The 12,400-nt window shown below is 51.5% G+C and carries 10 protein-coding genes; 8 read left to right on the forward strand and 2 right to left on the reverse strand.

Annotated features, from left to right (window positions below; all coding sequences use genetic code 11):
* Window positions 1–17: 17 nt before the first annotated feature.
* Both KU854_RS06295 and KU854_RS06300 read right to left on the reverse strand, forming a co-directional pair.
* Window positions 18–1,229 carry an RNA polymerase sigma factor gene (locus KU854_RS06295; RefSeq protein ID WP_218357596.1) on the reverse strand — a complete coding sequence of 404 codons (1,212 nt, stop codon included), beginning with the start codon at window positions 1,227–1,229 and terminating at the stop codon, window positions 18–20.
* A gap of 3 nt (window positions 1,230–1,232) precedes the next feature.
* The gene (locus KU854_RS06300) at window positions 1,233–1,589 is read right to left on the reverse strand and encodes a YciI family protein (RefSeq protein WP_218357597.1); all 357 of its coding nucleotides are present in this window, start codon (window positions 1,587–1,589) and stop codon (window positions 1,233–1,235) included.
* A 222-nt stretch (window positions 1,590–1,811) separates the two neighbouring features.
* On the opposite strand from KU854_RS06300, the gene KU854_RS06305 reads away from it, so the two are divergent.
* From KU854_RS06305 to KU854_RS06340, 8 genes are all read left to right on the forward strand, one after another.
* The gene (locus KU854_RS06305) at window positions 1,812–2,135 is read left to right on the forward strand and encodes a hypothetical protein (RefSeq protein WP_218357598.1); all 324 of its coding nucleotides are present in this window, start codon (window positions 1,812–1,814) and stop codon (window positions 2,133–2,135) included.
* A 162-nt stretch (window positions 2,136–2,297) separates the two neighbouring features.
* Window positions 2,298–3,155, forward strand: coding sequence for an HTH-type transcriptional regulator HdfR (hdfR, locus tag KU854_RS06310; protein WP_218357599.1), 858 nt, complete (start codon window positions 2,298–2,300; stop codon window positions 3,153–3,155).
* A gap of 132 nt (window positions 3,156–3,287) precedes the next feature.
* On the forward strand, window positions 3,288–3,788 hold the full coding sequence (locus KU854_RS06315; protein WP_255555454.1) for a hypothetical protein: 501 nt from the start codon (window positions 3,288–3,290) through the stop codon (window positions 3,786–3,788).
* Window positions 3,789–3,808: 20 nt separating this feature from the next.
* On the forward strand, window positions 3,809–5,278 hold the full coding sequence (locus tag KU854_RS06320) for a diguanylate cyclase (RefSeq protein WP_218357600.1): 1,470 nt from the start codon (window positions 3,809–3,811) through the stop codon (window positions 5,276–5,278).
* Window positions 5,279–5,555: 277 nt separating this feature from the next.
* Window positions 5,556–7,181 carry a methyl-accepting chemotaxis protein gene (locus KU854_RS06325; protein WP_218357601.1) on the forward strand — a complete coding sequence of 542 codons (1,626 nt, stop codon included), beginning with the start codon at window positions 5,556–5,558 and terminating at the stop codon, window positions 7,179–7,181.
* Window positions 7,182–7,495: 314 nt separating this feature from the next.
* Window positions 7,496–8,803: a dicarboxylate/amino acid:cation symporter gene (locus KU854_RS06330; RefSeq protein ID WP_218357602.1), complete on the forward strand. Its 1,308-nt coding sequence runs from the start codon at window positions 7,496–7,498 to the stop codon at window positions 8,801–8,803.
* A 107-nt stretch (window positions 8,804–8,910) separates the two neighbouring features.
* Window positions 8,911–10,464: a cryptochrome/photolyase family protein gene (locus KU854_RS06335; RefSeq protein WP_218357603.1), complete on the forward strand. Its 1,554-nt coding sequence runs from the start codon at window positions 8,911–8,913 to the stop codon at window positions 10,462–10,464.
* 230 nt (window positions 10,465–10,694) lie between these two features.
* Window positions 10,695–12,326 carry a BCCT family transporter gene (locus tag KU854_RS06340; RefSeq protein ID WP_218357604.1) on the forward strand — a complete coding sequence of 544 codons (1,632 nt, stop codon included), beginning with the start codon at window positions 10,695–10,697 and terminating at the stop codon, window positions 12,324–12,326.
* Window positions 12,327–12,400: the final 74 nt, after the last annotated feature.

The following is a 12,400-nucleotide window of genomic DNA, read 5'->3' on the forward strand; positions in this document are numbered from 1 at the left end:
AACCGGACAGGCACCCTTCATTTTTTTCGTTTTTTTTCCAACCCTCTGATTTCCTGCTCAATATAATCGCGCTCCCAGTCCTGCTGGGACAGAGCATATGCATGGCGGAAAGCATCGATCGCTTGAGGATGCTGCCCGGCACGCTTTAACAGGTGAGCCCGGGTGGAGTGGAAATACTGGTAAAGCGACAGTGAGGCTTGCAGCCCTGCCAACTCTTCGAGAGCTTTCTGTGCACCGTGGACATGGGCAGTTGCGACGGCACGGTTCAATGCCACAACCGGTGTGGGGTGCAGCTGGTATAAGGCGTTGTACAGGAAAAGGATATCGTTCCAATCGGTGGCTTCAGCGCTGTTGGCGGTGCTGTGGGCGCCGGAAATACAGGCTTGCAACTGGTAATACCCGGGCGGTGACGTACGGGTCAATTGGGTGACCAACGCCGTGGCCTCCGTGATCATGCGCTGATCCCAAAGCGTGCGATCCTGCTCATCCAGAGGGACAGGTTTACGCCCCGAGAACCTGGCATTGCGGCGGGACTGAGTGAACAGCATCAGCGCCAGCAGGCTTTGGATTTCGTTGTTTCCGGGCAACAGCGAGAGTAAATCCCTGGTCAAGGTAATGGCTTCATCACTGAAGCTGATTTTGTTCGTCAGTGGAGAGGACGCGGCGTTATATCCCTCGGTGAATAAGAGGTAAAGCATGCCCTGAACCGCATCCAACCGCCGTGGGTCGATAAAGGGTGTGTCAGTGTTGAGTGCGAGCTGGTGGGCGGTGAGTTTGGCACGTGACAGGCGCTTTTCCATCGCAGTTTCAGAGACCAAAAACGCCCGCGCAAGTGATGATGAGGGAATGCCTGCCAAGACATTGAGTGCCAGAGTGATTTGTTGTGGCTGGCTTAATAGGGGATCGGAGCAGATAAAGAAAAGCCGTAAGGTATCGCTGTTATAAAGCAGATCTGGCTCAGCCCAAACATTCAGGCTTTCCTCTGTCAGCAGCACTTCTTTGTGATGTTTTCGCAGGGCGTCAATCAGCTGATTCTTCGCGGTAACAAACAGCCAGGTTTCGGGGTTTGCCGGCATCCCGCTTTCAGGCCACAGGGTATAAGCCCGGGTCACTGCTTCCTGCAAGGCATCTTCCGCGAGTGTTTTGTCACCGTAGCGACGAAGCAGGGCGGCGATGATTCTAGGACGAGTTCGCTGGTATATCGCGCCAAGGGTAGTGTGAAGATCCATGGCTCATGCCCGGCACCATCCGACCGGACGGACTTCGATCTTATGGTGTGTCAGCGGAAGGGAAGCTGCATACTGAATGGCGTCATTTTCAGAAGCGCAATCGAGTAAATACAAGCCCAGAAACTGTTCTTTGGTTTCAGCAAAGGGACCGTCAGTGACCAATATCTCCCCCTTGTTGTCAGAAGAGACGGTTTTGGCGGTTTCTGTCCATTCCAAGCGGGCAGAGGCGATAAACTCCTCTTTCTCAATGGTTGTCGCCTGCAGGTGATGGTGAAGCTCAAGCATCTCCGATTCCTGCTCTTCACTCAGCTGTTTGTTGTAGGTTTCTTTACCGTAGATAAGCAGCGCAAATTTCATCATGGCTCCTCATTGTCCAATTCATCTAAGCGTAGCTGTTAATCCTGCCAGGAATGTCCGAACTGTGGGATGGCATGAGGTAAACGCCTGACAATCAAAAGTCTCTATCTTAAAACATGTGTCTGGTTGCGTAAGGCTTACACTTTGGCCAGTAACGGAAGGAATCCGGAGTTGTCGCCTATCGGCAAATCGCGAGGTGATGCTTGCTCCGGCGCGGGAGGCTCGATGTTTGAGATGTGGGTCGATGCGGCGTCAGGCGCAATCTGGGGATTATGGTTGGCGCTGTATCTGGACAGGTTTTATGCCCGTCAGGTCGCGGCGATTAACCTTTGCGTGTTTGTCTTTTGGGGAAGAAGTTTTAAAGCCAACCGAATGCTGGCGGCTACGCTTAACCTGTTTTTGCTGGTCGGTTTTTTGTTGGCGGCCTCTGCACTGATAGGCAAGCTGGTTTCCAGTTGGGTGGTGTTTATTGCCTGTTGGTGTGCAGGGTATGCGGTATACAGTTTCTATTTTTCCCTGCGCAAGCCTGCTTCCCGCAAAAATGCCTGATCGGTGAACGCAATGTTCAGCTATTTGGGCATTTCAGGGTTGTTTAGGTATATCTCGTTCAATTAACCTTCAAACTCGCCAATTTGTGCCATTTGACCTTGACCCCGGAACGCTTTTCCCCGATAACGCAATGTGACGTAACTACTTTAATTTGATGCTGATATGGATACAGATTTACTGCGCACATTTTTGGAAGTGAATAAAACTCGTCATTTTGGTAAAGCGGCAACGAATCTGTATTTGACCCAGTCAGCAGTGAGCTTTCGCATCCGCCAACTGGAAATAAAACTGGGCACGCCGGTGTTCACCCGAAAACGTGGTGATTTACGGCTGACTGCAGCCGGTGAGCGTTTCGTGCCCTATGCAGAAAGCATTCTGCAGACCTGGGGGCGTGCGCGGCAGGATGTTGCATTGACCGGTAACTATCAGCAGCAACTGACCGTTGGTGCAACATCGCTGATCTGGGAAATGGCCAGTAGCAGTGAGTGGCTGGAAGAGGTGCTTTCCCTGCAACCGGATTGGGCATTGCGCACAGAAGCACTAAGCCGCCAGCAATTGTCCAATGCCTTGCTTGAAAGGCATGTGGATGTGTTGTTAACCAGCGAGCCACCTAAACTGGCAGATCTACAACAACACCGCGTGACCGGTTTCGAACTGGTATTGGTGTCCAGTGAGCCGGAGCAGGATATGGTCAGTGTGTCCGACCTCCCCGTGGTCTATCTCGATTGGGGAACCCGCTTTGGTGTTGAATACAGCCGTATCGTACCCTTACAGCGTACACCGGTATTGCACAGCCACGCTTGCGAGCCAGCCCTGAACTTTTTGCTCAACCGCGGTGGTGTGGGTTTTCTGCCATCAACTGTCGCGCAGCCTTGGCTGGATTCCGGTGCATTACACCTGGTGAAAGACAGCCCATCCATGGCAAATGAACTCTATATGGTCTGGCTTAACAGCACCGATAAACATGCAGATATCGAAGCCTTGGTTGCAGCATTTGAATCACGCTGTGACGAAGAATAATGGTAATAAATGCTTGACCTCTCAGTAATTTATTTTCCACATTCCCAATAGAATTTGTTCACAAGTAAAATGCCCGACAACATCTTATCAATGTGTCGGGTTTTTTATTTTTGGGAGAGGGAAATGATCAGGATGATCCCTTGGTTGATGTTCGCCTTGATGATGGCAACAACAACCAGAGTCGCAGCGGAGTCAGTCGCCAGTTATCCCGAGGGTTGGGAGGCGTGGCCTGTTGTTAAGGAATCCATGAACCTGCCTGCCGATACTGTCCTTCCCCCGGATGCATCACTCTTTATCCAGGAATCGGTCGCTGCCTACTCGTGGATCAACGACGGACAAGGCTCGGCACTGACCATTCGCGTTAACCCGGAAAAACTCGAACAGTATAAAACCCACGGCCCTTACACTGATGGCGCCACAGTCGTCGCCGTTTCTGAAGCGCAGGGGATCATTTGGGTGACAGAACATTTCGGTGGCTTACCCATCTACGGCAGCTACAACCGCCAAGGTGAGGACATTTCTTCAATGCATCCGTCATTGGAACCTCAGTTCTGCCAGCGGTGCCATGATACCTACAAAGACATTTGCGTAAACGGCACCTGTGCAGAGCCGGTATTGGATGTCTTCCAGTAATCGCCGTGGAGCCTGTTCGCTTGCTGAAAAAGTTCACGATCAACCAACTGCTGTTTATCTCGCACCTGATCTTGGTAATGATCCTCGTTGCGGGTATGAGCGTTGCACGTTACCAGAGTGAATGGGACACCCGTGTCGCCCATGAAGTTGCGCTGGCAGAAAAATCGCTAACGCCCCTAATGACGGATATTTCTGCTGCCGTTGCCGGACGTAACTATGCTGCGCTATTGATGCCTTCCTTTCTCGAAACACTGAAAAACAACCGTCAGCTATTGTTCCTAGACATCCAAGGCGCGTCAGACTACAGCAGTCATGCAGTAGCAGTCCGCTATCTTCAGTCGCAGGGAGTAATATGGCGAACCGATGTGACTGCCGCGGAGATCCAGAAATTCAGCGATCATCAGGCGCAATTGACGGCGAGCCTGGAGACGGAGGTGAGTGATCCGGTTAAGCGCAAGAAGCTTATGTTTTTGCTCAATAAAACCAAGGGTGAACTCCATGCGCTTGAAACGGGAAAAAAGCTGACGCAGTCGGTGGCGTTGCCGTGGTCATTGCCGGATGCGGTGCAAAAGTACAATCTCTTATCTCGTGACAGGGTAATGATCGTCCAGTTGCCGTTGTTGAACAAAAATGGCGGGGTGTTGAAGGCGGTGTTTGACGCAGCACCCTTATATTCACTGAAAGGGCAGATCTACCGCACCATCTTTGTAGAGGGGTCCATTGCGCTGCTTGCTTCACTGCTGGTGATTGTGGCGGTCACACACTGGTTGGTATCGCCACTTCGGCGGCTGGCAAGTCGCATCAACCAGGATATTGAAGGATTGGATATTTCCGACTTGGAGGAGTTGAAGCGGCAGGACGAAATAGGCGTGCTGGCCCGTGGACTTCACTCTTTAACAGAGAAAACGCAGTCGCAGCTTAAGCTGTTGCGCCATCTTTCAGATACCGATGCACTGACAGGCTTGGCCGGGCGCCATAACTATGACCGCCGCGCAGGCGCCTTCTACCATACGGCGCGCATTATGTGTGCGAATTTCGGCCTGATAGCCTGCGATATCGACCATTTCAAGCAATATAACGACACCTTTGGTCATGTCCGTGGCGATGAAGTGATAAAAAAAATCGCAGACGTATTGCGAAATACCACCCGCAAGAATGATCTTTGTTTCCGTATAGGCGGGGAGGAGTTTGTCGCCCTGGTGCACGTGGACGATATGGAGAGTCTTCAACGTATTACCGAGAGAATGCGTACTGGCGTGGAAGGGATGGGGATACCCCATGTCACTCAACACGGCGTGGTAACCATATCCATTGGGGCGGTGTTGATTGAGCCAAGCACATCCCATTGGCGCTATTCAGACCTGTTCAATCTTGCTGACGAACAACTCTATCTCGCCAAAGATAAAGGGCGTAACCGTGTTGAACTTGCCAGGGTTGAAGCGTCACGCAAAGCGCCAGAAAGAGAAGGAGACACGTCTGCCACGGGGTAATCCGGCTGAACCTGGGCCTACCTATCGCAATCTAATTCCGCCAAAACCTGCGCAATTAGCTATACAGCCCCTCTTTTCTGAAATGCAGTTATCCATCTGTCTTGCTCTCAAATTGACACTGTTTTTTTGACGCTTTCGACGGTTAATTGACGTTCACTAACCGTTGAAAAAATAAATGGTTTTAACCGGAAATATGGGTTGGCAAATGTTGATCTACATCTCATAATGCGCGCAATTTTATATACCCCATTTTCAACGTCATCAGGTTTTCTGCCAAATGTCATTAAAGAACCTCTCTATCCGGTATCAAATTCTGATCCCCGTTTTTATTCTGGTATTGAGCACATTCGCTGTTCTTCTTTTCGCCAAGAGTGAAGTGGAGTCAACCGTTGTTTCTGTCAGCAACACGGCGCGCCAGGCGGCGAGCGATAAAGATTTTGTGTCCAGACTGGCAGACATCTCCTGGGCGATGCGTGTCGAAGCTATTTACGGCATTTACGATGAAAAGCGCACTGCCGGTATGAGTGAGAGCGTTGAGAAGCTGGGAAGCGAAGCCATTGAAATTGCGCGCCAGATGGCGACAACACCCGTGCTGCGTGATGTTGCACGTAACGTTGAAAACAGTGTCAGCGACTATGTCCGCTACACCGAGACGCAGGCTGAGCCGACCATTCAGGCGTACTTCAAAAAAGAAATTGATGTAAACCGCTACAACAGCATGGTGGCGGAATACCGTGACCTTGGCGCTGAAATGATGGATGAAATTTCCGCACTGTCTTCTTACATCAACCCTCTGGTTGAGCAGGATCTGGCAAAGTCCGATGAGAATGCCGACGAGATGATGTTGATGACCGGCGCAGTAATGACGTCAGCGCTGTTGATTGCGGCATTGTTTGGCTGGTGGCTGTCTGGCGTTATCGTGAAGCCGCTGGAAACATTGCAGGATGTGATGCGTCGTCTGGCAACCGGTGATCTGAATGTGAGAGCAGAAGACGAAGGCACCAACGAGCTGGCACGTCTTGGCCGCGATACCAACCTGACCATTGAGCAACTGCGCCGTACCGTGAATTCGCTGGTGAGCATCAGTGATGAAGTGGCAGCCGCGTCGACAGAACTGGCGGCAGTAATGACCCAGTCTTCTGTGAATGCGCAGCAAGAGCAGGTGGAAATCGAGCAGGTTGCTTCGGCGGTCAACGAGCTTTCAAGCACAGCAAACAACGTTTCTGACAACGCGGTAAATGCTGACCATGCAGCACGCCAAACCGACGATCTGGCTGCACAAGGCCTGTCTATCTTCGAACAAAGCTCTCAAGCTGCGTTCCAGATGGCTGAGTCAATCGAGAACACGGCGAATGTTGTGACCACCCTGCGTGACCAGTCACAGCGCATCAGTCATGTGGTGGAAGTGATTCGCGGTATCTCTGAGCAAACAAACCTGCTGGCACTGAACGCCGCGATTGAGGCTGCACGTGCAGGCCATTCTGGCCGCGGTTTTGCTGTGGTAGCGGATGAAGTGCGTATGCTGGCGGCGCGTACTGAAGAGTCGACCAAAGAGATCCAGCAGATCATTGAAGAGCTGCAGGTTCAGGCTTCACAGGCCGGTGACAGCATGGGTACCTGTATGGATGTTCTGGCTCGCACCCAGGAGCTGAGTGGACAGGCGAATGACGCCCTGAACGGCATCACTGAGTCTGTCGCGCAAATCACCAATATGAACACCCTGGTGGCGACAGCGGCTGAGCAACAGTCTGCCGTGACGCAGGACATCAACCGTAACATCAACAACATGTCTGACATCATTACTCAGAACGTTACCGGTATCAGCCAGAGTGCACAGGCAAGTCAGGAACTGTCACAACTGGCGGAATCGCAAAAGCACGAATTGTCATTCTTCCGTGTTTAAGCCATTCTGAAGTTTCCCTTTGAGGGGAATACGCCGCAAAAAACCGCAGCAATGCGGTTTTTTTGTGCCTCATTTTTGCCCCGGTGACATTTGAGTTTCATGACGCCAGTCAATGGCAGGTTATTAATTAATCGAATAATTTTCGTGATTGTATTTTTTGTGTAATTTCAATGTTACCGGCCGCATCTAAATGTGTGACCTGTCGCAAACAAGTCAATTTATCTCATGTTAGGGACGTATCTCGAAATGTAGAAGCACTGTTAATCTCTTGGCGCTCTCAATGTGAAGAGAACGTAGAAAAGGAGTGTTCAACGATGAATGCGGAAACAAAAAAGATGTCCCTGACCTCCCGTGTCCTGCTTGGCATGGTGATGGGTATTGTGACCGGATTTGCAATTCGTTTTATGTTTGGCGAAGAGGGTTTCGTCAACGAATACATCGTCAATGGCCTGTTTGATGTTGGCGGCCAGATTTTCGTTGCCAGTTTGAAGATGCTGGTTGTGCCTTTGGTTTTTGTCTCGCTGGTGTGTGGTACCAGTGCACTGAAAGACATTGCAACCCTTGGCCGTTTGGGTGGCAAAACCCTGATGTTCTATCTGGGTACCACGGCGCTGGCGATCACGTTGGCAATGAGCCTTGCTCTGCTGTTTGGTCCGGGTAAAGGCGCTGATCTGTCAGCCGCATCCAGCTTTACCGCCAAAGAAGCGCCATCGCTGGGCGATGTCATTGTCGGTATGTTCCCGACCAACCCTATCAGCTCCATGGCAGAGGGTAATACCCTTCAAATCATCATTTTTGCCCTGCTGTTTGGCATTGCTATCAGTGCTTCCGGTAAGCCGGGTGAGCGCATTGCGGCGTTTTTCCGTGACCTCAACGAAGTGATCCTGAAGCTGGTTGCCCTGTTGATGAACCTGGCACCGTTCGGTGTGTTCTGTTTGATGGCAAAACTGTTCACCTCTCTGGGTCTGTCTGCGATTGTCAGCCTGGCGGAGTACTTCTTCGTGTTGGCGGGCGGCCTTATTCTGCATGCGCTGGTGACTTACACCACCATGCTGAAAGTGTTTAGCGGCCTGAGCCCGGTCACCTTCCTGAAGAAAATGGAAGATGCCATCATGTTTGCGTTTTCGACTGCATCGTCAAACGCGACCATTCCTGTGTCGATGGAAACCACTACCCGCCGCATGGGCGCAGACAACAAGATTGCGTCATTCACTATTCCGCTAGGTGCGACCATTAACATGGACGGCACCGCGATGATGCAAGGTGTTGCTACCGTGTTTATCGCACAGGCGTTTAACGTTGACCTGACCTTGATGGATTACATGACCGTGATCCTGACGGCGACACTGGCCTCTATCGGTACCGCAGGTGTGCCGGGTGTAGGTTTGGTGATGCTGGCAATGGTACTGAACCAAGTAGGTCTGCCACTGGAAGGTATCGCGCTTATCATGGGTGTAGACCGTCTACTGGATATGATCCGCACTGCGGTAAACATCACAGGCGACTGTGCGGTGACCTGTATTGTGGCGAAAAGCGAAGGTGCGTTGGACGAGAAGCGCTTCAACGATATGCACGCGGCTGACGAAGACGAGAAGATCGTGTTCAAACCGTCGATGCAATAAACATCCAAGTATTGAACGACACGCACAAAACGAACGCCGGATAATTCCGGCGTTTTTTGATCTGGAATCGTCGTGCTTCGTATTGAAAACAAAAAACGAACAGGCTTATGTCTCAATACCATACACTCCGCCTTATCCTCGGCGACCAGCTTAATGCCCACCATTCCTGGTACCGGGAAAAAGACGACGGCGTCCTTTACCTTATTGCCGAGCTTCGGCAGGAAACGGACTATGTTACCCATCACATCCAAAAAATCTGCGCCTTCTTTGCTGCTATGGCGCAATTTGCCCGGGCACTCACCAAGGCCGGCCATCAGGTTGAATACCTGACGCTCGACGACACCGCTGCGTTTTCATCGCTGAACGAACTGCTTGATAGCCTGATGACCAAATACGGCATTATCCGCTTTGAGTATCAAATGCCGGATGAATACCGGTTACGGGAGCAACTTTCAGCGTTTTGCCGCTCCCTTGCGATTGCCAGTAATGAGGTGAGCAGTGAGCACTTTTTGGTGCCCGTGGAAACCTTACCGACCCATTTCACAGCCGGTAAGCATCACCTTATGGAGTCGTTTTACCGCAAAATGCGGGTTCAGTTTGATGTGTTGATGGAGGGGGGCAAGCCAGATGGGGGCAAATGGAATTACGATAAGGAAAACCGCGCCAAGCTGACGGCAAAAGATTTGTCTGATATCCCAGAGCCTCTATGCTTCGGCAACGATGTTACCGATGTCCTCGCGCGTTTGGCGCGCCATAAAGTGCAGAGTATAGGGCAAGTGAGTGAGCAGTTACTCTGGCCAGTGACAAGGCGACAGTCGCTGGATCTGCTGAGCTATTTTTGCACAGCCCTGTTGCCTTGCTTTGGCCGCTTTCAGGATGCGATGACAACCCAAAGCCAGCATCGCTGGAGCCTTTACCATTCGCGGCTTTCGTTTGCTATTAACAGCAAAATGCTGCACCCGATGCAGGTGATCAATGCCGCCGTTGATGCCTACCGCGCGCCGGATTCGGGTATTTCGTTGGCGCAGGTCGAAGGGTTTGTCCGCCAGATCCTCGGCTGGAGGGAGTTTGTCCGCGGTCTGTATTGGGCGAACATGCCAGCGTACGAAAGTCTTAATGCACTGAACGCCAGCCGACCTTTGCCTGACTACTTCTGGGACGGCAACACCCGTATGCAATGTATGAAGCAGGCCATCGGACAATCGTTGGAGTTTGCTTATGCGCACCATATCCAGCGTTTGATGGTGACCGGTAACTTCGCACTGCTGACGGGGCTTTCACCGGACGAGGTAGACGCCTGGTATCTCGGTATCTATATCGATGCGTTGCAATGGGTGGAGCTGCCAAATACCCGTGGTATGGCGTTGTTCGCTGACGGAGGGTTGCTGGCTACCAAGCCTTACGCCGCAAGTGGGAACTACATCCAGAAAATGAGCGATTACTGCACTGACTGCCATTACAAGGTCAAAGAGAAAGTCGGGGAGCGCGCCTGTCCATTCAACAGCCTTTACTGGCACTTTATGGAAAAACACCGCGCACGAGTGGCAATCAACCCCAGGGCTGGTGTGGTGTATCGAAATTGGGACAATAAAAGTGAATCAGACCGTAATGCGGTTTTGGAGCAGGCCCGCCATTATCTGGACAAATTGAACGAGTTGTAATCCATCCTGCCGCATTTATTGCCGCCTTTGTTGAAATGTTGTTTTCAGTGATTCTTCTGGTGAATCTCTTTTTTCCTATCTATTTATTCGATATTTTGCATCGTAAAAATTCATCTTTTCAATCGTTTATTTTTGTTTTACCTTGCCGCCGTTAAACGGGATAGTTTTCCGTTGATAAAGTGCTTTTTGGCACTTTTGTGTTCTTTCTAAAGGAAAATGGAGTTGTCGTTGTGAGTGATAAAAGCCACGATGAATTAATGGCGCCGGATGGTGCGGTGAACCCAATTGATACCGATTATCAAGTGGGTCAGGATAACATCGCACTAAACATCGGTCCTTTCGGCCTGGATATTCACAACCGCGTGTTTGTGGTGTCTGGCGGTATGATCGCCCTCTTTGTGTTGATCACCCTCTTATTCAGAAATTCAGTTGGACCTGTGTTCAGCGACCTTCGCAATACCCTGACATCTCAGATGGACTGGTTCTTTATCGGTGCGGGTAACTTTTTTGTCCTCGTCTGTCTTGTGCTGATTTTCAGCCCGCTGGGTCGTGTCCGTCTGGGCGGTACTGAAGCGGAGCCTGATTATACCTATGTCGGTTGGTTCTCAATGCTGTTCGCGGCGGGTATGGGTATCGGCCTGATGTTCTACGGCGTGTCAGAGCCTCTGTCTCACTACGCATCGTCATTTGGCGGTGTGGTGGAAGCCAACGGTGTGCGCACTGACTGGGCACCACTGGGTGGCGCGCTGGGTAACCCTGAAGCAGCAAAAGATCTGGGTATGGCGGCGACCATTTACCACTGGGGTCTGCACCCTTGGGCGGTATATGCGTTGATCGCGCTGTCATTGGCGCTGTTCTCGTTCAACAAAGGTTTGCCGCTGACTATCCGCTCTGTGTTCTACCCGCTGTTTGGTGAGCGCATTTGGGGCTGGCCGGGTCACATCATCGATATCACAGCTGTGGTTGCGACCCTGTTTGGTCTGGCAACCTCGCTGGGCTTCGGTGCTTCCCAGGCGGCAGCAGGTCTGAACTTCCTGTTCGATATTCCGGGTGGCATCACCACGCAGGTGGTTTTGATCATCGGTATTACCGGTCTGGCTCTGGCTTCGGTAGTGGCTGGTCTGGATGCGGGCGTGAAGCGTTTGTCTGAGTTCAACATGGCGATGGCAACCTTGCTGATGGTGTTCGTGATTGCAGTGGGGCCGACCCTGTCTATCTTCAGCAATGTCGTGAGCAACATGGCGGCGTACGTTGAAAACCTGCCAGCGCTGTCAATGCCATTTGGCCGCGAAGATGCCAACTACTCTCAAGGTTGGACGGCGTTCTACTGGGCATGGTGGATGTCCTGGTCGCCATTCGTAGGTATGTTTATCGCGCGTGTTTCCCGTGGCCGTACGGTGCGTGAATTCATCATTTGTGTACTGCTGATCCCAACGTCTGTGTGTGTACTGTGGATGACGGCGTTCGGTACCACAGCCATTGAACAGCTTCAGTCTGGTTACCGTGCAGTTGTAGAGGCAGATCTGCCGCTTCAGCTGTTTAGCATGCTGGAAATGTTGCCGTTCTCAAGCATCACCTCTTTGCTGGGTATTGTTCTGGTCGTGGTGTTCTTCGTGACCTCTTCTGACTCAGGTTCGCTGGTTATCGATACCATTTCTGCCGGCGGTAAAGTGGATGCACCAATTCCACAGCGTGTCTTCTGGTGTTGTTTTGTCGGTCTGGTAGCGATTTCCCTGTTGCTGGGTGGCGGCCTTGGCTCGCTGCAGGCAATGGTGGTTTCAACCGGTCTGCCGTTCTGTATCGTACTGCTGCTGTGTGCATTCTCCCTGGTGAAAGGGTTGATGTCAGAGCCCCGCAAGTAAGTGGCTTATCATCCGGGCGCCAGTCGCCCGGATTTTTTTAGCCAAATCAGCCTTGAAGCTTATCTGAAACACTG

Source organism: Enterovibrio paralichthyis, assembly GCF_019209835.1.
In the GTDB taxonomy this organism is placed as follows: Bacteria; Pseudomonadota; Gammaproteobacteria; order Enterobacterales; family Vibrionaceae; genus Enterovibrio; species Enterovibrio paralichthyis.